The sequence below is a fragment of the Bacillus sp. BR3(2024) genome (genome assembly GCF_039134555.1).
Classification (GTDB): Bacteria; Bacillota; Bacilli; order Bacillales; family Bacillaceae_G; genus Bacillus_A; species Bacillus_A cereus.
This window is the reverse complement of record NZ_CP152433.1, coordinates 1,426,391-1,448,985: the sequence shown is the minus strand read 5'-3', so window position 1 is coordinate 1,448,985 and position 22,595 is coordinate 1,426,391. Positions and strand designations below refer to the sequence as shown.

Genomic DNA, 22,595 nt, shown 5'->3' with positions numbered 1-22,595 from the left:
ATAATGTTACTATACCACGTTTTATCTCATCTTAATGAAAAGATGCACAAAAAAGCTATCTCCGCAATGGAGATAGCCTTTCTACTTATAATATCGTACCCGCTTTTTCAGCACCTAACATTTCAATAATTTGATTATTATCGTCTAGTACTGCAATTTTTGGTTCTTGTGTATGAATCTCTTCTTCCGTAACTAGCCCATAACAAATAATAATTACTTTGTCCCCTGGTTGTACAAGTCTTGCCGCAGCACCGTTTAAACAAACAACACCACTACCGCGTTCCCCTTTAATAACGTATGTCTCTAAGCGAGCACCATTATTATTATTTACAATTTGGACTTTTTCGTTTTCTACAATATTTACTGCATCCATTAAGTCTTCATCAATTGTAATACTACCTACATAATTTAAATTTGCCTCCGTTACAGTTGCACGATGTAACTTTGCTCTCATCATTGTGCGAAACATAGATGCTCCCCCTTATTTAACCGTTAATGTTATATTGTCAATTAATCTTACATTTTCAAACTTAACTGCAATAGCTAAAATGATTCTTCCTTCGACTTTCTCTACCATTGTTAATGACGGATATGCATATAAATCCGCATAATCTACAGTGCCTTTCGTATGCGTCTCAATATAATCTTTCACAAGATTTGTAATGATTTCCGGATTACGTTCACCTGCCTCAATTCTTTCTTTCGCTATACATAGGCTGCGGTATAAATGAAGAGCTTCTTCACGTTCATCTTGTGATAGGTACACGTTACGAGAACTTTTCGCTAAACCATCTTCTTCCCTTACAATATCAACTGGTACGATTGTAACTGGAATATTGAAATCAGTTACAAATCCTTCAATTACTGCAACTTGTTGAGCATCTTTCATACCGAAATAAGCACGCGTTGGCACCGTAATATTAAATAGTTTCATCAGTACAGTTGCAACACCAGCGAAATGACCAGGTCTTTGTTGACCGCATAATACGTCCGTGCGCTTCACAACTTCTACTGTTGTTGTTTGTTCTGCTGGATACATTTCTTCTACACTCGGATAAAATAAATAATCTACACCGTTTTCTTTTGCTACATTTTCATCTCTATCAATATCACGAGGATATCGATCTAAATCTTCATTTGGGCCGAATTGTAGCGGGTTTACAAATACACTTAAAACTACAATTTCATTTTCTTCTCTTGCCTTACGTAATAAAGTAGCATGGCCTTCATGTAAATAACCCATTGTTGGAACAAAACCAATACTCTTTCCACTTGCACGAAGTTCGCTTGTAATTTGCTGCATCTCTTGCACTGTAGTTACGATTTTCATTATTGTTTTCCTCCGTATAACGCTAAGCATTCTTCCTCTTTCATTGTGAACGAATGTTTTTCTTCAGGAAATTGCCTTGTCTTTACTTCAGTAACATATTGTGAAATCCCACGCACAATCTCCTTTTGAACAGACGTATATTGCTTCACAAATTTCGGAACACGATTTACACCGTATGAGATAAGATCATGATAAACAAGCACTTGTCCATCTACTTTTTGTCCTGCACCAATCCCAATTGTTGGTATTGTTAGTTGCTCTGAAATAAGTTCTGCTAACTGCATTGGTACACATTCTAACACAAGCGCTATTGCACCAGCTTCTTCACATTTCTTTGCATCTTCTATTAATTTTTTTGCACTCTCCGCATCTTTTCCTTGCACTTTATATCCACCTAACACTCCTACAGATTGAGGGGTTAAACCTAAATGCGCCACAACAGGAATTCCTGCGTTCGTCAAATATTGAATCGTCGATATAACTTCTCCAGCACCTTCTACCTTCAGTGCGTGTGCCCCGCTCTCTTGAACGATGCGACGTGCATTCACCATCGTTTCTTGTAATGATACGTGATACGACATAAATGGCATATCAGTTACAATAAACGTCTCTTTCGCTCCACGGCGTACAGCTTTCGTATGATGAATCATATCCTCTACTGTTACAGGTACTGTTGAATCGTATCCGAGTACAACCATTCCAAGAGAATCTCCAACTAGAATCATATCAACTTCAGCTTCTTCTGCTAATTTAGCAGATGGATAATCATACGCCGTTAGCATTGTAATCGGCTCACCTTGCTCTTTCATCTTCAAAAAATCTGTTTTTGTTTTCAAAAACTACTCCTCCTTTATGCAGGAGAGAGGAGATGGCCGAAATCATATAAAAAACCCCTCTGACCATAAAAGGGCAGAAGGGTTGTGTGTTAGTCGGCATTATTCATCCCTCTGTCCCAGTCCGTTATTGGATCAAGGCAGAATCCAAGTTATTATTTTTCGTATGACTTCGAATCATGGTGCAGTTCGCTCTGATACTGCCCACATTCGAACTAATTATAGCAAACTACAAAAAGGAATTACTACATTTTTTTGAAAAAATAATTTTTTATTCTTATTACGGTATATGAAATTTAACACGAGAGTATATATGCTATACAGTTTTTATGGAGAATTCACTTCTGAAAAGATACATGTTTTTTCAACGCATGCTAAAAAAGTCCAAGTTAATTTTTTCTGTAATCCATTTAACTGTATAGTATAACTCTTAAACTAATGATGCAGGTTAATTGAGGAAAGTACTTAACAAAGGAGAATTGCAGATGTCTATGAACAGGTGGTTATTTCGATCCAGCAGTTTGCTTGTAATGATTGTATGGTGGATGTCTTTAGGATCCTCCCATGTATTTGCCTCAGTTACTGTCGTAACACCCCCCACCGATTTAACGAAAGTGATTGAGGTTGAACTAAATGAGGATTACTTTAATCCAAATGTTATCACGATTCCGCTTGAAGGATCAACAACATTACTATTGAAAAATAAAGGTAAAAACGAGCACACCTTTACAGTGAAAAAACTCGGCATTGACGTCGTAATCGAGTCAGGAAAAGAAAAGAATATTACCGTGAAACCTAAAAATACTGGTACATATGAATTAATATGTCGATACCATCTTCTTAAAGGAATGGCAGGCAAAGTAATCGTCAAATAACATGCCCTACCAATTAGGCGGAAGATATTTTGAAATGAACTTTAAATATGAAAAAAATTTATTATCATGTTACAAATTCAACTCAAAACTATTGAAATAAAAAGAAGTTCCAAAAGAGGAACTTCTTTTACTTAATTTCAATATCTGCAGAATGAATATGATGTACTTTCCCCTCATGATCCTCCAGAAGTAATACACCATCCTCTGTGATTCCTTTTGCTAACCCCGTAATTGTCTCTCTCATCGTTCGAGCGGTAATTTCTTTCCCGATGCTCACAGCGTAACTTTCCCAAAGAATTTTAATGACAGAGAAACCATTTTGTAAATACTCTTCATATAATTTTTCTAGTTGTAAATAGATTTGTTGCATAAGTTCTGCACGAACAATCGGCTTACCTGATTCAATCGCTAATGAAGTAGCAATGTGCTGAATTTCTTCATCAAAATGTTCTTGCTTTTGATTCGCATTAATACCGATGCCCATAATGACAGCATTAATTTTATCAGGATCCGCTTGCATTTCTGTTAATATACCTACAGCCTTTTTACCTTGAATTAAAATATCATTTGGCCATTTTATTCCTACGTTTACACCCGTGCATTTTTCAATTGCCTGTGCAACACTAACCGCCGCTAACAAAGTAAGTTGCGGTGCATGATGAACTGGGATTGATGGGCGTAAAATAATACTCATCCAAATCCCTGTTCCTTTTGGTGAATGCCATTTTCTGCTTAAACGACCTCTTCCCGCTGTTTGTTCTTCTGCTACAACGACAGTTCCTTCTTCTGCACCTTCATAAGCAAGTTTTGCTGCAATGTGCTGCGTTGATTCAACAGTTTCTTCAAAATACACTGTTCTACCAATCCGCTTCGTTTGTAGCCCTAACTGAATTTCATTAGCGGTCACTTTGTCTGGCTTACTTGCAATTCGGTAACCTAATCGACGCACAGCTTCAAGTTCATATCCCTCACTCCGCAGATCCTCCATATGTTTCCACACAGCAGTTCTTGAACAACCAAGTTTATCACTAATTGTTTGGCCGGATACAAACTCGCCATCCGCTTCAGAAAAAACTTGCAATAACTGCTTTCTTATAGTAGATTGCATCCTTGTAGCCACTCCCTTATACGCTCTTTCTCATTAACTACGTTTCCTTGTACGATTGCTTCTTCGATTTTCTGAAGCATCTCAGCAACCCACGGACCAGGCTTTTTGTTTGCCCAGTTTAATAAATCATTACCAGTCACATTCATTTCTTGACGCTCCTGGATTGGCAATGCATGAAACATTGATTGTACTCGTTCAACAGATGTAGGGTCATAGCGTTCAATCATCGCTTCATATACTCTCTCTGCCATTTCAGCGATATGAATTCCCGTTTTATAAAGAAGGACTGTATCCCAATCCTTCTCCTTTCTAGTACGGATTGTCAATAAAACTGCAACAATATCTTTTATTTTTTTATTCGAAAACTTCCATTGACGTAAAAAGACAGATGGATGTTCTTCTCCGATACAATATAAGAAAAATGCCCACGCCTCAATATCCGTTTCGAAAGAATCCCATTTATACTGCGTAGCTTTTAACAGTCTCTCTTCTGACATTTGTAAATATGGCAAATGAGAAAATAGCTTCGTCTCTACTAATTCTTTGAGACCTTTCACACAATATGTACCAGTTAACAGTTTCTCAAACTCTACTGTAATACGCTCAATTGCTATATGTTCTAGCAAATGCCCATACGTTTCAATCGCTTGCTTCGTTTTCATTTCTAATGAAAAACCTAACGTGCTTACAAACCGAATACCACGCATCATTCGCAGGGCATCTTCTTGAAAACGATCCGCAGCATTTCCAACTGTCACAATTTCTCTCTGTTGAATGGCTTCCTGTCCAGCAAATAAATCGACCATTTTGCCTTCTTCTGTCATAGCAATTGCATTCATCGTGAAATCACGACGTTTTAAATCCTCTTCTAATGAACGAACAAATTGAACACTACTAGGTCTTCGAAAATCTTCATATTCGCTTTCTGTTCGAAAAGTAGTTACCTCATAGGGCTCATCATTTTCTACAACAATTACAGTTCCATGCTCAAGACCAACAGGAACATTTCTTGGGAATATAGCCATCACTTCTTCTGGTAGAGCAGATGTCGCAATATCAATATCTCCAATCGGCCTATCGATAATAAGATCTCGTACGCTCCCACCAACAAAGTAAGCCTCATGTCCTTGTTGCTTTAATGTCTCAATAATAGAACTAGCTTTTTTAAATCTTTCCATTTTTGTCATCCCTTAGTACGTCATAGTAAATCGTTTCATATTGTGAAACAATTTTTTCTGAGCGAAATTGCTCATAAACACTTTCTCTTGCTCGTTCTCCCATATTACGGTGAAGTTCCTCGTCCTTTAATAGCTGAATAGCTTGATTTGCCACTCCTGTTGTATCGCCAACTTCACATAAATATCCTGTTTCCCCGTGTTGAATAACCTCTGGAATACCTCCAACCCGCGTTCCGATACAAGGTACACCACACGCCATTGCTTCTAATAAAACAAGACCAAAACTTTCCTTCTCTGATAGAAGCAACATTAAATCACTCATCGCAAGTAGTTCTGCAACATTATCTTGCTTCCCTAGGAATAAAACGCGATCTTCAATATGTAAATTCTTCACTATCTGTAAAATCGTACAGAATTCTGGTCCGTCTCCAACAAGAAGCAACTTCGCATCTACTTCTTTAACAATTTTAGCAAATGCCTGAACAACATCCTGCACACGTTTCACTTTACGGAAATTCGAAATATGAATAAGTACTTTTTCACTCTCACTTATACCATATTCTTTCTTTAATTGAGACATATTACGCTTGAAATATACACGTTCGTCTATAAAATTATATACCGTTTGAATTTCTTTACTTGGTTTTACAAGCTCATGTGTTTCGTTAATTAATGAATGCGAGACAGCAGTAACAACATCCGATTGCTCAATACCAAAACGAATTAAATTATTTAACGAAGGGTCGGAACCTAACACAGTAATATCTGTTCCATGTAAGGTTGTAACAATTTTAATACGCTCTCCGATCATTTGTTTTGCTAAATATGCACAAATTGCATGTGGTATTGCGTAATGCACATGTAAAATGTCTAAGTTTTCTCTTTGTGCAACCTCGGCCATTTTACTTGCTAACGCTAAATCGTATGGTGGATATTGAAATACAGAGTATTGATTTACCGTCACTTCATGAAAATAAATGTTTGGATATACTTTATTTAACCGGAATGGTAAACCCGATGTAATAAAGTGAATTTCATGCCCACGTTCCGCCAATTGCTTTCCTAATTCTGTTCCAACAACTCCAGAACCACCTACAGAAGGATAACATGTAATACCTATTTTTAATTTCATTTACATCCCCCTAATAAATCAGCATGTAATAAAACCGGTTTCTTACTCATAAATCCCTCGGCATACAAGACTCCAACTTCTTTTCCAAACATCTTCTCACGAGCAATCACAGTTTCAACGTAACCTTCTGTTAACGGTGTCTTAACACCATCACTCCCTGTTGAAAACTGACTTTCATACGCTTCTAATGCTTCCACCTTTATAGAGAGGTCCTCACTTATATCTATACAAAAATTCGGTTTATGAAAACCATTAATCATATAATTATAAAAAGACTCCACACGATGTGGTGAAAGTTCCGGCATATATTTACGGATTCCTGCTGAAAAAATAGCCTCTTCCACAAGCTTTGCACAATTTGCATGATCTGGATGGCGATCTTCATAGTACGGCGCAAAAACTAGTTTTGGTTTATATGTACGGATCACCTTGACAATTTCACGTATATACTCTTCTTTCATATACAAACCACGGTCTGGCATCGCTAAATTCAGCCTCGTTTTTACTCCCATTATACGAGCTGCGACCTTCGCTTCTTCTTTTCTCAACTCTATCGTTCCATTTGAAGAAAGATCAGCTTCTGTTAAATCACAAATACCTACTTCATACCCTTGCTTTGTATATTTAGCGATGGTACCAGCCATGCCGATTTCAACATCATCGGCATGAGCACCAAACACTAATATATGTAATCCACTCATAATTGTTCCCCTCATTTTCTTAACTTACGATAATCTAAATCTCCTCGCTCTAATGCGTGCATTAACATTTCAGCACTTGCCATATTCGTTGCAAGTGGAATCGCATATACATCACATAAACGAAGTAATGCATTCACATCCGGTTCATGCGGCTGTGCTGTTAATGGATCGCGGAAGAAAATCACCATATCTAAATCGTTCTTTGCAATCATTGCACCAATTTCTTGATCTCCACCAAGAGGGCCAGATTGATATCTTGTTACAACTAATCCAGTCGCTTCCATAATACGAAGCCCTGTCGTTCCTGTTGCAAATAATTCATGTTGTTCAAAAATTGGTTTATATGCGTATGCAAACGAAACCATATCATTTTTCTTTTTGTCATGTGCGATTAAGGCAATTTTCATCCGTTGTCTCCCCTTTAGTCGATAATATTTTCTAAACCGTACACAAGATGATCAAGGTTCATTACTGTCTCAATTGATAGTTTTACACCTGACATAAATGATGCACGATTGAATGAATCATGACGAACTGTTAACATTTGTCCATCTCCACCAAACATTACTTCTTGGTGTGCAATAAGCCCTGGCAAACGTACACTATGAATGTGAATACCGTCTACATTTGCACCTCGTGCACCTGCTAGTTGCTCTACTTCATTTGGATGACCTTGCTGCTTTGATTCACGATTTTGGCGAATTAACTCTACCGTTTTTACAGCTGTACCAGATGGTGCGTCTAATTTTTGATCATGATGTAATTCAATTACCTCAACATCTTGGAAATATTTCGCTGCCATTTGTGAGAATTTCATCATAAGAACTGCACCAATTGCAAAGTTTGGAGCAATAATTGTTCCTACTGCTTTTTCTTTTGCATTCTCTGTTAAACGTGTCAATTCTTCTTCTGTAAATCCAGTTGTACCAATAACCGAACGAAGTCCACGCTCAACTGCAAGTGTAACGTGTTGTTTCCCCACTTCTGGTGTTGTTAAATCTAACAACACATCTGCTTCTACTTCATCTAAACAAGTATGTAAATCAGCGTAAATCGGCGCATGTAATGCTGGCATGCCAGGTAAATCAGAAATCTTCTCACCACCATGCTTATAATCCACTGCTGCTACTAAATTAAAATGTTCCGTTCTTTCCATAAGAAGGACTGCTTCATGTCCCATACGTCCTCTTGGTCCGGCGATAATTACTTTAATTTCTTTCATTATTCTTTCTCTCCCTCATCAATACGTGTCCAGCGATCTTTATCACGTGTATTAAATTTATTCATTACAATGTTATGTGCTGTCTCTAAATCAATATTTAAACTATTTGCCATACAAATCATAACAAATAATACATCTCCAAGCTCTTCTTCAATACTTCTTTCTTTTTCAGTTGTTTTCTTCGGTTTCTCACCATAATAATGATTTACCTCTCTTGCAAGCTCTCCCATTTCTTCCGTTAAACGAGCCATCATTGCAAGCGGACTGAAATAACCTTCTTTAAACTGACCAATATATGCATCTACTTCTTTCTGCATATCTTTCATCGTTTTTGCTTTCATACTATTCACCTCTAATCCTTCCTCTTTCATGTTAGCCAATTCATCGCGATTTGACAAATATTATTCCCCGCCAAACACCTATTTGCGACCCATTTTTGGATAGACTATAATAAAGTGAAACTTCTTTTGTGATTTTTTTGCAAAAGATTAGTTGAACTAATCGGGTTCCTAAGGCTGGTTCGCCTTTCTTCAGAGCTTTATCTCCTAACAGCCGTTGGTACGGGGTAAAGTGAAACTTCTTTTGCGATTTTTGCAAAAGATCAGCCCACACCAATCGGGTTCCTAAGGCTGGTTTGCCCCTCTTCTTTGCTTCATCTCCTATCAGCCTTTAGAGCGGGATAAAGTGAAACTTTCTTTTGCACTTTTCACAAAAAATCAGCCCACATCAATCAGGTTCTTACTATTTTCACTAGCAACTAGAAATTACTTATTATTATGTTTTACCGTTTCAGCGGAGCAATGCAATCATTACATAATTAGGGGGATTTCTATATGACATCAAAATTGAAGATGCGAAATATTATTTTTATTTTAATTGGTTCCGCTATATTTTCTTTCGGTATTGTCAATATCAATATTGAAAACCACCTTGCAGAGGGTGGGTTTACTGGTATTACACTATTATTGTATTTTTTATTTAAGTTTGATCCTTCCTACTCAAACTTAATTTTAAATATCCCTATATTTTTTATTGGCTGGAGGTTACTTGGCAGAACGACATTTTTATATACATTAATTGGCACCTTTAGCGTATCTTTATTTCTATGGATTTTCCAGCGTTACGAAGTACTCAACTTACATTTAAACTTGCAAAATGATATGACACTCGCAGCTTTATTCGCCGGGGCATTTATCGGTATCGGCCTTGGAATAATATTTAAATATGGAGGGACTACTGGTGGTGTAGATATTATCGCACGACTAGCTCACAAATATGTTGGCTGGAGTATGGGGAAAACAATGTTTATGTTTGATGCTGTCGTTATCGTCGTCTCTATTCTTACCTATTTATCATACCGCGAGGGCATGTATACGCTAGTTGCTGTTTTTATCGGTGCTAAAGTCATTGATTTTATGCAAGAAGGAGCTTATGCTGCCAAAGGAGCGACTATTATCTCAGAGAAAAACGATGAAATTGCTGCCAAAATTTTATCTGAAATGGAGCGCGGAGCAACCTTTTTAAAAGCTGTTGGATCGTATACAAAAGTGGAACGTAATGTATTGTATTGCGTTGTTGCTAAAAATGAAATCGTGAAATTAAAGAATATCATTACTTCTGTAGATCCTCATGCTTTTGTCGCTGTAAGTGATGTACATGATGTAGTTGGTGAAGGATTTACGTTAGATGAAAATAAAAACCCTTTACATAATTAAATATAACTAGAAAAGCGCCTTAGCTTTTCTAGTTTTTTATTACAAGTCTTTTAAGCTTCTCAAAATCCTCATGAATAAGCTCCAATAAACTCCGATTATAAAAAATGGAAGCTGGATGAAAAGTCGGAAAAACATGATATTCTTTCTCTGACCATGTAAACTCTGCACTTTGCATATCCTTTAATTTTTGAATGGGCTGTTTTAATAATTGCCCGTGTACATCTGTGATTTTTTTATTTTTTCCTATTAAACGTTGAAGACCGATATTTCCAAGCGTGACGATAAGCTTCGGATGTATTTTCTCTAATTCATAATCTAACAAAGGCGCATGGGCAACTATTTCTCCCTGATTTGGCGCTCTATTATACTTTTTTTGTATGATTTCACCATTTCGTTCTTTTTTCTCTCGCCATTTATAAGGTCTACTCCGAACAGCGCTCGTAATATATACTTCTTCCCTTGTAACGTGAATACGCTCTAAAAAAACCATTAATTGTTTTCCCGCCCTCCCGCTAAACGGAATCCCATTATGAATTTCTGTTTCACCAGGTGCTTCTCCTAACAACATAAATTTGGGATTTTCAGGACCTTGTCCACTTAAAAAACCTTCTAGTTGATAAGGAGCACTACGCTTTTGCACTTGTTTTACTAAATGGTCTGGATATTTCATTTCCCCCACCACCTTTCCGCATTACTTCTATTATTTCTATTTGCAATACATTATATAATTCAATCCACACAACAAAAAAAGACTATCAAAATTGATAGTCTTTAGTCGTCGCTACGCTGCATACCAGTATACATTAATACGAGACGTAATAATTCAAATACAGCTACAGCTGCAGCTGCTACATATGTTAATGCTGCCGCATTTAATACTTTACGAGCTTGCCCATATTCATCTGTTGATACAATACCTAACGCTTCAATTTGTTGCATTGCGCGCTTTGACGCATCAAACTCAACTGGCAATGTAACGAGCTGGAACACAACACCTGCTGCCATTAAAATGATACCTAATAACAATAGTTTTGACATTGTCGCAAATATACCAATCATAATAAATACCCATGATATATTCGATCCAAAATTAGCCACAGGAACTAACGAATGACGAATACGCATAAAGTTATAATCTTGTGCATCTTGAATTGCGTGTCCTACTTCGTGTGCTGCAACTGCTGTACCAGCAACTGAATGTCCATAATAGTTATCTGTTGATAATCGAACCGTCTTAGCGGTTGGATCATAATGGTCTGATAAATGACCTGGTGTTTCTTCTACAGCTACGTTGTATAATCCATTTTCATCTAAAATTTTTCGAGCCACTTCCGCTCCTGTCATACCTGATGTTGAATAAACTTGTGAATACTTGCTATAGGCACTACGTACTCTTGACTGTGCATACAACGGTATGATCATTATGATCGCGAAGTAAATTAAATAAAACATCATGAACCTCCATTGAAGTTTTAATTATAGTACTTCTCATTCTATTTTCTTCTGCCACTATTGTCAATGAATAAACCTTACAATCCATATCTTTATTTATTGCATTATCTATTTTTAGAATGTACATTACTTTTTCTTTTTTCTCTCTCTCCTTTATACTTTCTCCATCCAACATAAGTTAATGTGAATAAAATAAGTCCCCCAGTAATTGTCATAAACCAAATGAGAGAGGGTGCAATTTCATCTTTTTTTACTGTGTGAAATATCTTTTGCAAATCCCCTTTAATAATCCCTAATTGCATTTGGCCGCCTTTCGTTTTTAACATAACGTTACGAAATTCATCTAAATAAGATAAATGAACATTTACACGCTGGACCTCGTTTTCTGGCAAAGCAATCATTAAGCTTGGATAAATAATATTGAATTCATTTAAAAACGTATTTAACGTTTGTTGAAACTGCCCAGCATCTTCTTTTTCCATCGCTTTTTCCATTTGAGAAAAGGCATCCATTACTTTCCTTTCTCTTTCCATCCAAAGTGGTTGATATTTCGATACTTGTGCATCAACAGCAAGTTGTAATGCCAGCACATTATCAATTTTAGCTTGCTTACCTAAACCTTCTTCAGAGAGCGATTGTTGCGCCTTATCGTAAGCTAAAGAAATAACTCTAACTTGATCTGGTGTTACTTCCTGCTTCTTTTCATTCCCCTTTATTAAAAACTGCTCCGAGAAATGTTGTAATACTTGTACCGCTTTTTCATCTTCATTACGCTTCACTAACTGTAACGAGTCGTCTAACAACCCTGTTAGCTCATTCCACTCTTCAGCATATATACGTAACGGAAACATTATAATTAGAAATGCTATCAATCCAATTAATGTTCTCTTCATCCCGGTCCCCCCTTAACTACTAGTACAAAATATGTTAATTTGGACAAGAATAGAACAGAACTAGACCGAAAAATATATTATCGTTTTACAAAGAAAAAAATTCTCTTTAAGCAGAGAATTTTTTCTGTGACATCCTTTTCTTTTTTACGAGATATCTATATAAACTGTAACAAAGTATACTCCCACCTAAAATGAATAATAAAATAGCACACGCAGCATGCATAAAGAACTCTTCTGGTAACATTAATATAATTGGATCCTTTTCAGGATCAAAAACCCAATAATCATTACTAAATAAAAGTTTATGGAATAATACAAAACTCTTTTCAAAATTAATAGCAATTGGTAACATAAGCGCTATCGGAAAAATGATTGTTAAAATCGATCCGTGCAGTAAAAACTTTTCATTTTTCTTTTTTAATAAATAAATTCCGCCTATCACTGCAATCATAATTGTCGCATACATCACATATTGAATCTTTACTAAAATATTTTTAACATCTACAAAATGAATACGGCCATTTGTGGACATATCTAATGTGGGCAAATGTAATGCTCCGTCATAAAACGGGGATAAATATGTAATAAGCACATCGTAATTTCTTTTAATTTCATCCTTCGTCATATCCGCTAAATCAGGAATATTTAAAAAATCAATTTCAAAATAATACAACCATTTTCCATACACAACTGCCGTTGTTGCGAGTGCAAAAATAGAAAATGCTATGCTATATGAAACAACTAAAGTAATCAATCGATCCAATATTTTTGTACCACTCTTATTTTTCTCCATGTTCTCCCCCTAAATGTTCTAACCATCATAAAGAAAATTGTTTTCTTTGCTCACGTAAGCAACAATAATATGTAATACATAGTACAGCAATACTTAACCAAAACGTAAAATAACCAATTTCCTCTACAAACAAATGCATAATTCCATATCGCGGCATTTGCCAAAATAAATAATCAATTGCATCGTTATGCAACGTCCACACAGCTGCTACTATAAAATGCCATTTTTTTATACGATAGAATGGAGCATATAAAAATCCTTGTATTGCCATCGCGAAGTGCGAAAGCATTAACATGTAGCCCATAAGGCCTATAGGCCCTTTTACGTAAATCATAATCGCGTTTACAACAACAGCCCAAATACCATATTTTATTAAAGTTACAATCGCTAACGCTTCTATTAATCCCCAGTTTCTCTTTGCCAAAAAAGCAATTAAAACAAAGACAAAAAAGAGAGTCGCCATAGGACTATCTGGTACAAACGGCCAAAATATAGGTGACGTTTCTTTCAATTGATTTCCGTACCATATAAATCCATAAATTGTACCTAATAAGTTAACAATTAATAAAAATAATAATACCGAGCGTTGTCTTAACATTGCATACAAGTACACCAATCCGTATGTCCAACACCTTTCAAGCAAAGTAATTCATTCACTAAATCCTACTCTATTATAACAAACTTCATCCAACTAAATAGAAAAGCTGACTACAAATTTTGTAGTCAGCTTTTTTATTATTTTTTATTATACTTTGCAACGAATTCCGAAAGCTTCTTCAGTTCCTCATCCGTACCTTTAAATACACCTTTAGGCATTGAACCTTTTCCCTCTTTCGCAATTTTAGCAATTTCTTCTGGCTTTAAAGTTAAGTTTTGCAGTGCCGGTGCTGCTGCCCCGCCTTGTAAATTGTCACCATGACATGTTAAACAAGTATTTTTTTGCATTAATTTATAGCCATCATCATTTTTATCAACTGGCGCTGTTTTTACAATTGCTCCTTGTTTTTTTGCAGCTTCCCAGTCGTGGTGTGCTACAGATTCCCAAGTTAAAAAGATAATCGATGCAATTGCTAAAAGCATAAATCCAGTTGCCACAGGACGCTTCAATGGACGTCTTTCTGGACCTCGATCAAGAAATGGAGCTAACAGTAATGCTCCAAACGCAATCCCTGGCATAATAAATGCTCCAATTACAGTAAATGAACCGGAAGCATACGAATACTTTAATAACTGATACAAGAATAAGAAATACCAATCTGGAAGTGGTATATATCCAGCATCTGTTGGGTCCGCCATTCTCTCAAGCGGCGACGGATGCGCCACTGTTAAACATAAATAACCGATTAAAAAAACTGCACCAACCATCCATTCTTTTAACAAGAAGTTCGGCCAAAATGCTTCTGTTTTCCCTGGGTATTCAGAATAGTCTTTTGGAATATTTGGTTTCCGAGCTACTGGTACCCGAGAATCTCCTACAAACTTCATCCCTTTGCCGCGATGCATAATCTCCCTCCTTTAGTTCTTTCCCCTTTAATTTAGCAATCTCTTATAGTGGACCGGAAATACCTTGTTTGCGAATCATGATGAAGTGGAAGGCCATTAAACCTAGAAGTGCTGCTGGTAAGAAGAAGACGTGAATAGCAAAGAAGCGAGTTAATGTTTGAGCGCCAACAATTTCGGAATGACCAGCGAGTAATGTTTTAATATAAGGACCAATGAGCGGTGTTTGCTCTGCAATTTGAATCCCTACTTTTGTAGCAAATAAAGCTTTCATATCCCACGGTAATAAATATCCAGTAAAACCAAGACCTAACATAACAAAGAAAATAAGAACACCAACAATCCAGTTTAACTCACGGGGCTTTTTATACGCACCTTGGAAGAAAACTCTGAGTGTATGTAAAAACATCATTACAATTACGAGACTAGCACCCCAGTGGTGCATACCACGAACAATTTGCCCATAAGCAACTTCATTTTGTAAATAGTAAACTGATTCCCAAGCATTTTTAATATCAGGCACATAATACATCGTCAAAAACATTCCAGATAAAATTTGAATTACAGTAACGAAAAAGGTAAGTCCTCCAAAGCAATAGACGAATGCAGAAAAGTGATGTGCCGGGTTTACATGTTCAGGTACTTCATGATCAGCGATATCACGCCATATTGGTGTAATATCTAATCTTTCATCCACCCAATCATAAATTTTATTTAACATCTACTTTGCACCCCCTCTTGGCTTCGCTTTTCCTAGATACAGCGTTCCATCTTTCACTTTAGACTCGTACACATCAAGCGGAGCAAGGGGTGGCGTACCTTTAATGTTAATCCCATCTTTTGTATAACGACCCCCGTGACATGGGCAAAAGAATTGATTCGGATGTGCTTTGTCCGAATTCCAGTTAACTGTACATCCTAAATGTTTACATACTGGAGAGAACGCAACAATGTCTCCGCTTTCATCTTTATGAACCCAAGCTGATTTTGGTTCTTCAGACTTGTACCAACCATCAACCTGCTTCACTTTAAAATCGAAACGCTTCGGCTCTGTTGTAATATCCTTTACTTGCGCAACAGCAACCATATCCGTTCCCGCTTCTTTTCTTAACACCGGATCAAGCGCAAATCGCGTCATCGGCATTAAAATACCGGCAGCCATAAAGCCTCCTACCCCTGTGAGTGTGTAATTTAAAAATTGTCTTCTTGACACGCGATGTTCTTTCTCGCTCACGAAAATTTCCCCCCTCTATCAGAAATTGTCCCCTCGTGATAAATTATATAAAAAATAAAAACTAGGACACTATCATGATATAATACGCTCATGCACAGGTCAATATCATACTACTCATAATAATAAGAACTTTCTGTTTATTATGAGTTTCCCCATTTCTCTTCCAACATCACCATTATATTTTTTATATGTGCATGAATAACTTCTCTTTTTGCTTGATCACTAAATTGTTCTAATGCTAATGAAGGAAACCAAAACAAATCTCCCTGTAACTCTTGCATATCCTCTTTCCATGAAAAATCACTTGTAACATAAGCAATATGCTTAAAACCTTCACTTCGTAAATGATTTGTCCATTCTTGCAAACGACCTTTTTCATTCTTTTGACTTTCTACCAAATACGTAAACGCAGGCAGTAAAAGCACTCTTCCCTTATACTCTCTTTCCAATTCCGTGCTCAACAATTCGATAAATTCACCTTGTTCTACAACCATTTTCATTTCTTTTGCTGCCGAAATTGATAACAGCGGTATTACTCCTGTATCAACATACTCTCTTGCTTGCTCAAACTGTTCCACATCTTTTACAATCCACTTCAAATTCCTTCCCTCCTTCACTTACAAATGACAGAACTTTCACTTTATATATATTAAACCATACTAAAAGAGGTAAAAAAAGAAAAACTACCCAATATAGGTAGTTTTTCTTGATGAAAGTCTGAAATTTGTAAAAATTTATTAATCCAAATAAATTCTATAAAGTTTTTAACTCTGCCGTTAATCTATGAAACGCTTCCTTATCTTGCTTATCTAACGCTTCATCAATTTGTTTCAAAAGGCGTTCTCTCCTAAACGAAAATACACTTTCTTCCAAAAACCTTTCTGCAAGTAAACGATCTTTTTCATTTACTTCAATATGCTTTGGTAGATATGGGTTTTCTTCTAATACAGCTACATAATTCGCATTTTGAAACGATGATTTAAAGTTGAGTTGAATATAAATATCCTCATCTCGATTTAAACGAATATCATGAAACGATTTTTCAGCATCTGTTGTCATAACATTTTGTTTAAAAAAGTGAAACGGTGTGTCTTTCACACAATTCGCTGACATCACTAAGCCACGCGGACAATATTTTGCATGCTCTACGAAGTGGACTTTATGCATCAATTGGTCGTGACTCATTAAATAATTCAGAATCCATACACATTCACGCTGTTTCAGTTGGTAATTATTCAAAAACCATTTTACAAAATCCTTCTTCTCGTTTACAGAAACAGGGGTATTCATAGCAATTAAGTCCCTCCTCTGTCTTTCTCTTTTCTTTTTAGATTCAAGAAGCGGCATTCAGTTTCCTTCCAACTTATGAAAAATCCTCTAAATTATATAACAACTCTTCAATATGAATTTGTGTCGGGTCTAGTTGTAATAACTGGGTAAATACTTCTTTCGCCTCTTTTCGTTTTCCTTCTTCCAATAAGAAATAACCGTACTCTTCTAAGAAGTCTGGATGATTCTTAAAAGAAGTATATGCACTTTCATAGTGTTTTAATGCATCCGAATACATTTCTAATTGTTTTTTTGCATACGCAAGATCCCAAAGTAGTTGTGTATCTGGTTCTCCACTATCAATAGCACGCTCTACAATTGCAATTAACTCTTCGTACTTTTCTTGTTCTTTTAAGATATATGCATATTTTAATGTCGCACCTAAATGCCCTGGATCTAACTCAAGCGCTTTTTGAAGAACTTCCTCTGCTTCTACTATTTTTCCTAATTTCGCCGCAATGTTCGCTAACTCTACATAAAATGGAACTGAAAGCTCATCTACTTTAATTCCTTCATGAAGCGTTTCATAGCTTTCTTGAAGCATTCCTTCTTTTTCATAGCTTTTCGCTAAATACATGTACAGTGATGCGTACTCAGGGTCTAATTCTTTTAATTCCTGCCAAGCACCAATTGCTCTCTGATATTCTTCACCTTGGTATAATGTGAAGGCATATCCAAATAATGAGTGAATATCTTTTTGTTCCTCTAGGCCTGCTTCATAATAAGAAATCGCTTCTTCCCAGTTTCCGATCGCGCTTAACGTTTCTGCGAGGCGAAGTGCGATCACAACACCACCCATTACTTTATGTTCCGCTAATAGCGATTCATAATAAGTAATTGCCTTTTGTTCTTCACCTTTACTACTATATAATTCTGCTAACCCAAACGTAATAACAGGTTCATCAGGCATCATTTCTTTCGCCTTTAATAGTTTTTGCTCTGCTACATCATCAAAACCTTGCATTTGGAATAAATCTGCAACAAGTAATAACGATTGAACATATAAATCGTCATTTTCTGGAATATCATGAAGCACTTCAATCGCTTCATCTTCTTTATCTAGATCAATATATAATTCTGCTAAAAATACAGTGAATTCACTTTCTTCTGGATACAGTAAACGTAAGTCTTCAGTAATTGCTAATGCCTCATCTGTAAATCCAAGTGTATGATAGTAACGAGCGATATCATACTTCTCTTCATCATTCGCAATTTTTAATTGTTCTTTTAATAATTGTAATCCTTTTTCTGCTTCACCATTTTCAATATATGAAACAGCTTGTTCAAACTTTTGCATAAACGTCTCCTTTAATTCTAAAAAATATTCTTTTCTGTTCATTTATCATAAGCAACTCACTGTTAGAACGCAACCTTTAGAATGAGCATGCTTCTTCTTATACTTCTTCCTACAGAGTAGTTAATTGTTCAAAAGGTTCGGATATGACACCGATACCTTATCATCATCTTCTATTGTACCGCTTTCTTTTATGACCGTGCAAATAACTTCTCTCACTAATTATCAAGCCATACAAACCGTGGTTTACAGAATAACTTAATTAGCAGTCTTCAACCTTTATTTTGAATGCGATAAAAAAGGCTCCTATAATAGGAGCCTTCACAATCTCTTAAGAATATGTTTCTTCTTTCTGTACTTGCTCATTTACAAGCTCTTTCAGTAACTCTATAATTTCATCATTTTCTTCCTTCAAACCGACAGTAATACGAATACCATCATCGATACCAAATGCAGCACCAGAACGAACGATATATCCTTTTTTCATTAATCGTTCGAAAGCTTCATTACCTGGTATACCGAGTTTTAAGAAAATGAAATTTGTTTGAGATGGATAATAGAATACGTTATATTCTTTACAAAATGCATAATACTGATTTAAACCTTCAGCATTCTTTTGCACACAATCTTGTAAAAAAGCTTGATCTTCTAATGCAGCGAGTGCTACAGATTGGGCTACAGTTGATGTATTGAATGGTAACCTAGCTACTTCTAGCTGTCCGATTAACTTCGCATCCCCAATCGCATATCCGATACGAAAAGCAGCTAAACCATATGCTTTTGAAAACGTGCGTAAAACCATAAGATTTTCATACTTTTCAAGAAGTGGTAATGTTTGCGGATAGTCTTCTGCTTCCGCGTATTCATAATATGCTTCGTCCATAATAACGAGAGCCGACTTAGGAACTGATTCTAAAAATGAAAGTAATTTTTGTTTCTCAACATATGTACCTGTTGGATTATTCGGATTACAAATCCATACAATTTTCGTTTTCTCATCTACTTGCTCTAGCATTGCATCTAAATCGTGAATACCATCTTTAAGTGATACTTCACGAACTTCTGCTCCTTCAATAACAGCATGGTGATGATATTGTGAAAACGTAGGATTCGCCATTACAACGTTTGTTCCTTCATGTAGTAACGCTCGGCTAATCATTTGAATGACTTCATCTAATCCACTACCAAATAGTAGTTGTTCTGCTTTTACACCTAAATGTTCCGCTATTTTTGTCCGAAGTTCAAAGGCATATCCATCTGGATAAAGGGCATATTGGCTCGCTAAAGAAGTTAATGCTTCTGTCACACGTGCTGAGCAACCGAATGGATTTTCGTTGGATGCTAATTTCACAATTTTTGATAAACCATATTCTCGTTTTACTTCTTCAATGTTTTTCCCAGGCACATACGCTCTCAAAGTTAACAATTGCTCTTTCACTCTCATTTTTCTTCCCCCAGTCATTTCATTCAATTTGATTACAATACGGTTATAGCCCCTTACTGTAATCTTTTGTCATAACCGTCACTATTACGAGAATACCTCTAAATGAGCACTTCACAGCACTTCGCTATCATTTTAAACCATATCTTTTTGAAATGCCTCTAACGCAATATGAACAGTCTCATCTGAAATAGATACGACATTCACTACCCCATATTCCTGCATAAGCACCATATGAATTGCTCCTGCATTTGCTTTCTTATCTTGTTTCATCAATTGAACGAGGCGCTCTACATTCAAATCTCCTGGCATTTTTGGATAGCCGTATTTCAAGAACCACTGCTTCATATCTTCATAAGCAAGATCAACCTTGTACACTTGCTCACTTAAAAATATGGCGAATAACATTCCAACCGCTACACCGTCACCGTGAGTAATATTTCCATACCCTAGCTCTTTTTCAAGAGCATGTCCTAACGTATGTCCAAAATTCAAATGAGCACGTACACCCTTCTCTGTTTCATCTTGTGACACAACATTTGCCTTTACAGGAATCGCCTTCGTTAATATATGGATTAACTTCTCATCATGAAGATCCGCTAATGTTTGCACTTCTTCTTTTAACCAATGGTATAGCTCCACATCACCGATAAGAGCATGCTTTATCACCTCTGCATAACCTGAACGCCACTCTTTTTCAGGAAGAGACTGTAAAAACGGTGTATGATATACAACTGCTTCTGGCTGATGGAATGCACCAATCATATTTTTACCTAACGGATGGTTAATCGCTACTTTCCCACCCACTGCGCTATCGTGCGCTAATAAAGTTGTCGGAACCTGCACAAAGCGAATACCACGCATAAACGATGCAGCAACAAAACCAGCTAAATCTCCAATCATTCCGCCTCCAAGTGCAAGAATTAAAGAATTTCTATCTAATTTATTTTCAAGAGCTGACGTATGAGCCGCATAGAAATTTTCGAAAGACTTCTCTTTTTCGCCACTTGGTACAACAAACGAAAACACGTGCTGCTCTACTTGTAATGCATCGATAACTGTCTGTAAATGTAGTGATGCAACAGCTTCATCTGAAATAATCATTACGTTAGATACCGCTGGCTGCATATTCTGAACGATCGTTGTTAAGTTTGACAACACTTCTTTACCAACATGTACATCATATTCTTTTGATTTCGTTTGAATATGTATGTTTCCCATTAAAATCCCCTCGCATATTCATTATGTTTCTCAATATTTTCACGAATTAGTTCCATACGATCTAATCCGAATTGTTCTATTAAAGCTGTCGCTAATTCCCAAGCCACAACCGCTTCTGCAACGACACTAGCTGCTGGCACTGCACAACTATCTGAACGTTCAATGCTCGCTGTAAAAGGCTCTTTCGTATCAATATCTACACTTTGAAGAGGTTTATAAAGTGTAGGTATCGGTTTCATCACACCGCGCACAACAATTGGCATTCCAGTCGTCATACCGCCTTCTAATCCACCTGCATTATTTGTTCTTCGTGTATATCCATGCTCCTCATTCCACAGAATTTCATCATGAACTTCACTTCCTGGTCTATGCGCTGCTTCAAAACCAATTCCAATCTCGACACCTTTAAAAGCATTAATACTCATAATTGCAGCTGCTAATTTCGCATCCAGTTTTCGATCATAATGCACGTAGCTACCTACTCCAATTGGCATCCCTTCCACAATTACTTCAACGATTCCACCAATTGAATCACCATTTGCTTTCGCATCATCAATCGCTTTCATCATTTGGTTACCAGCTTCGTCATCTAAGCAACGTACAGGAGATGCTTCGGTAATACTCTTTAATTCTTCAATTGAACTATACGTAATCTCCTTAGCTTGTACACCGCCAATTTCAATTACATGGCCCGCTACTTTAATACCAAGTTCTGCTAACACCTTTTTAGCAACCGCACCAGCAGCAACACGCACCGTCGTTTCGCGCGCTGACGAACGTTCCAGTACATTCCTCATATCTCTATGACCATATTTAATCGCACCATTTAAATCAGCATGCCCAGGCCTTGGTTTTGTCACTTTCCTTTTCATCTCTTTTTCTTCTTGCTCAGTTAAAGGCTCCGCCCCCATAATTTTTGTCCAGTGTGCAAAATCACGATTTTCAACAACAAGTGCAATAGGGGAACCTAATGTTTCTCCATGTCTAACACCACTTAAAATTTGCACTTGATCCGTTTCAATTTGCATGCGTCTACCGCGCCCATATCCCTTTTGCCTTCTAGCTAACTCTTCGTTTATATCATCTGCTACTAAAGACAATCCTGCCGGAACACCTTCTATAATCGTTGTAAGTTGTGGACCATGAGATTCACCAGCTGTAATATATCGCATACGTTATTCCTCTTTTCGTATATGTATTTATCTCACTATATTAACTTTTATCATTCTAAAAATATTAAAGAAATTATATCATAAATCGACCATTTTCTTATTCTATATTTCCGATAGTCCTAATTTAAATATCAACATATCATAACAGTTCAAACTTCGTAACTAACTGAAA

26 protein-coding genes are annotated in these 22,595 nt (G+C 36.6%); 2 read left to right on the top strand and 24 right to left on the bottom strand.

Annotation, left to right across the window (positions count from 1 at the left end; genetic code table 11):
* Positions 1 to 85 precede the first annotated feature (85 nt).
* From panD to panB, 3 genes are read right to left on the bottom strand one after another with little or no spacing between them, the layout of a single operon-like run.
* Positions 86 to 469 carry an aspartate 1-decarboxylase gene (gene panD / locus V7S45_RS07585; protein WP_000490184.1) on the bottom strand — a complete coding sequence of 128 codons (384 nt, stop codon included), beginning with the start codon at positions 467 to 469 and terminating at the stop codon, positions 86 to 88.
* Between the two features lie 12 nt (positions 470 to 481).
* The gene (gene panC / locus V7S45_RS07580; protein WP_000707025.1) at positions 482 to 1,330 is read right to left on the bottom strand and encodes a pantoate--beta-alanine ligase; all 849 of its coding nucleotides are present in this window, start codon (positions 1,328 to 1,330) and stop codon (positions 482 to 484) included.
* Positions 1,330 to 2,166 carry a 3-methyl-2-oxobutanoate hydroxymethyltransferase gene (panB, locus tag V7S45_RS07575; RefSeq protein WP_342761712.1) on the bottom strand — a complete coding sequence of 279 codons (837 nt, stop codon included), beginning with the start codon at positions 2,164 to 2,166 and terminating at the stop codon, positions 1,330 to 1,332. Before panB ends, panC begins: the two co-directional genes overlap by 1 nt.
* Before the next feature lie 482 nt (positions 2,167 to 2,648).
* Between panB and V7S45_RS07570 the strand changes: the two genes are divergently transcribed.
* Entirely contained in the window at positions 2,649 to 3,038 is a 390-nt protein-coding gene (locus V7S45_RS07570) for a cupredoxin domain-containing protein (RefSeq protein WP_342761711.1), read from the top strand.
* 127 nt (positions 3,039 to 3,165) lie between these two features.
* Here V7S45_RS07570 and V7S45_RS07565 read toward each other — a convergent pair whose 3' ends face one another.
* Genes V7S45_RS07565 through V7S45_RS07535 form a run of 7 tightly spaced genes read right to left on the bottom strand, consistent with a single transcriptional unit; the run spans position 3,166 to position 8,720 of the window.
* Positions 3,166 to 4,146 (bottom strand): biotin--[acetyl-CoA-carboxylase] ligase, encoded by a 981-nt coding sequence (locus tag V7S45_RS07565; RefSeq protein ID WP_001192063.1) that lies wholly within the window; start codon positions 4,144 to 4,146, stop codon positions 3,166 to 3,168.
* Positions 4,131 to 5,324, bottom strand: a complete 1,194-nt coding sequence (locus V7S45_RS07560; RefSeq protein ID WP_342761710.1) for a CCA tRNA nucleotidyltransferase — start codon at positions 5,322 to 5,324, stop codon at positions 4,131 to 4,133. Before V7S45_RS07560 ends, V7S45_RS07565 begins: the two co-directional genes overlap by 16 nt.
* Complete coding sequence (gene bshA, locus V7S45_RS07555) at positions 5,311 to 6,456, bottom strand: N-acetyl-alpha-D-glucosaminyl L-malate synthase BshA (RefSeq protein WP_000768305.1); 1,146 nt, start codon at positions 6,454 to 6,456, stop codon at positions 5,311 to 5,313. Before bshA ends, V7S45_RS07560 begins: the two co-directional genes overlap by 14 nt.
* Positions 6,453 to 7,157 carry a bacillithiol biosynthesis deacetylase BshB1 gene (gene bshB1 / locus V7S45_RS07550; RefSeq protein ID WP_342761709.1) on the bottom strand — a complete coding sequence of 235 codons (705 nt, stop codon included), beginning with the start codon at positions 7,155 to 7,157 and terminating at the stop codon, positions 6,453 to 6,455. Before bshB1 ends, bshA begins: the two co-directional genes overlap by 4 nt.
* 11 nt (positions 7,158 to 7,168) lie before the next feature.
* Positions 7,169 to 7,564, bottom strand: coding sequence for a methylglyoxal synthase (gene mgsA / locus V7S45_RS07545; protein WP_000684765.1), 396 nt, complete (start codon positions 7,562 to 7,564; stop codon positions 7,169 to 7,171).
* 14 nt (positions 7,565 to 7,578) lie between these two features.
* The gene (gene dapB, locus V7S45_RS07540) at positions 7,579 to 8,379 is read right to left on the bottom strand and encodes a dihydrodipicolinate reductase (RefSeq protein WP_000658813.1); all 801 of its coding nucleotides are present in this window, start codon (positions 8,377 to 8,379) and stop codon (positions 7,579 to 7,581) included.
* The gene (locus V7S45_RS07535; RefSeq protein ID WP_086395983.1) at positions 8,379 to 8,720 is read right to left on the bottom strand and encodes a nucleotide pyrophosphohydrolase; all 342 of its coding nucleotides are present in this window, start codon (positions 8,718 to 8,720) and stop codon (positions 8,379 to 8,381) included. The genes dapB and V7S45_RS07535 overlap by 1 nt, the downstream gene beginning before the upstream one ends.
* A 492-nt stretch (positions 8,721 to 9,212) precedes the next feature.
* Between V7S45_RS07535 and V7S45_RS07530 the strand changes: the two genes are divergently transcribed.
* Positions 9,213 to 10,094 carry a YitT family protein gene (locus tag V7S45_RS07530; RefSeq protein ID WP_000202121.1) on the top strand — a complete coding sequence of 294 codons (882 nt, stop codon included), beginning with the start codon at positions 9,213 to 9,215 and terminating at the stop codon, positions 10,092 to 10,094.
* 28 nt (positions 10,095 to 10,122) lie between these two features.
* Here the strand turns inward: V7S45_RS07530 and V7S45_RS07525 are convergent, their stop codons facing one another.
* From V7S45_RS07525 to aroC, 14 genes are all read right to left on the bottom strand, one after another.
* Positions 10,123 to 10,764, bottom strand: coding sequence for a uracil-DNA glycosylase (locus V7S45_RS07525; protein WP_342761708.1), 642 nt, complete (start codon positions 10,762 to 10,764; stop codon positions 10,123 to 10,125).
* Between the two features lie 101 nt (positions 10,765 to 10,865).
* Positions 10,866 to 11,549: a zinc metallopeptidase gene (locus V7S45_RS07520; protein WP_011109966.1), complete on the bottom strand. Its 684-nt coding sequence runs from the start codon at positions 11,547 to 11,549 to the stop codon at positions 10,866 to 10,868.
* Between the two features lie 101 nt (positions 11,550 to 11,650).
* A complete protein-coding gene (gene ypjB, locus V7S45_RS07515) occupies positions 11,651 to 12,439 on the bottom strand; it encodes a sporulation protein YpjB (RefSeq protein WP_000831584.1) in 789 nt (262 codons plus the stop codon).
* Positions 12,440 to 12,545: 106 nt separating this feature from the next.
* Complete coding sequence (locus V7S45_RS07510; RefSeq protein ID WP_000414378.1) at positions 12,546 to 13,232, bottom strand: TIGR01906 family membrane protein; 687 nt, start codon at positions 13,230 to 13,232, stop codon at positions 12,546 to 12,548.
* 25 nt (positions 13,233 to 13,257) lie between these two features.
* A complete protein-coding gene (locus V7S45_RS07505; protein ID WP_025709269.1) occupies positions 13,258 to 13,848 on the bottom strand; it encodes a DUF1405 domain-containing protein in 591 nt (196 codons plus the stop codon).
* 119 nt (positions 13,849 to 13,967) lie between these two features.
* Entirely contained in the window at positions 13,968 to 14,735 is a 768-nt protein-coding gene (qcrC, locus tag V7S45_RS07500) for a menaquinol-cytochrome c reductase cytochrome b/c subunit (RefSeq protein WP_000554603.1), read from the bottom strand.
* Positions 14,736 to 14,778: 43 nt separating this feature from the next.
* Positions 14,779 to 15,453 (bottom strand): menaquinol-cytochrome c reductase cytochrome b subunit, encoded by a 675-nt coding sequence (gene qcrB, locus V7S45_RS07495; protein WP_000932700.1) that lies wholly within the window; start codon positions 15,451 to 15,453, stop codon positions 14,779 to 14,781.
* The gene (qcrA, locus tag V7S45_RS07490; protein WP_001290418.1) at positions 15,454 to 15,966 is read right to left on the bottom strand and encodes a menaquinol-cytochrome c reductase iron-sulfur subunit; all 513 of its coding nucleotides are present in this window, start codon (positions 15,964 to 15,966) and stop codon (positions 15,454 to 15,456) included. It abuts the gene before it with no gap.
* A gap of 140 nt (positions 15,967 to 16,106) precedes the next feature.
* Positions 16,107 to 16,565: a YpiF family protein gene (locus V7S45_RS07485; protein ID WP_000871313.1), complete on the bottom strand. Its 459-nt coding sequence runs from the start codon at positions 16,563 to 16,565 to the stop codon at positions 16,107 to 16,109.
* 154 nt (positions 16,566 to 16,719) lie between these two features.
* Complete coding sequence (locus V7S45_RS07480; RefSeq protein WP_001095925.1) at positions 16,720 to 17,256, bottom strand: ReoY family proteolytic degradation factor; 537 nt, start codon at positions 17,254 to 17,256, stop codon at positions 16,720 to 16,722.
* 73 nt (positions 17,257 to 17,329) lie between these two features.
* Positions 17,330 to 18,592 (bottom strand): tetratricopeptide repeat protein, encoded by a 1,263-nt coding sequence (locus V7S45_RS07475; protein WP_001168671.1) that lies wholly within the window; start codon positions 18,590 to 18,592, stop codon positions 17,330 to 17,332.
* Between the two features lie 328 nt (positions 18,593 to 18,920).
* Positions 18,921 to 20,033 (bottom strand): histidinol-phosphate transaminase, encoded by a 1,113-nt coding sequence (gene hisC, locus V7S45_RS07470; protein ID WP_001264019.1) that lies wholly within the window; start codon positions 20,031 to 20,033, stop codon positions 18,921 to 18,923.
* Positions 20,034 to 20,165: 132 nt separating this feature from the next.
* A complete protein-coding gene (gene aroB / locus V7S45_RS07465; RefSeq protein WP_000526819.1) occupies positions 20,166 to 21,251 on the bottom strand; it encodes a 3-dehydroquinate synthase in 1,086 nt (361 codons plus the stop codon).
* The gene (gene aroC, locus V7S45_RS07460; protein ID WP_001269384.1) at positions 21,251 to 22,423 is read right to left on the bottom strand and encodes a chorismate synthase; all 1,173 of its coding nucleotides are present in this window, start codon (positions 22,421 to 22,423) and stop codon (positions 21,251 to 21,253) included. The genes aroB and aroC overlap by 1 nt, the downstream gene beginning before the upstream one ends.
* Between the last annotated feature and the right edge of the window lie 172 nt (positions 22,424 to 22,595).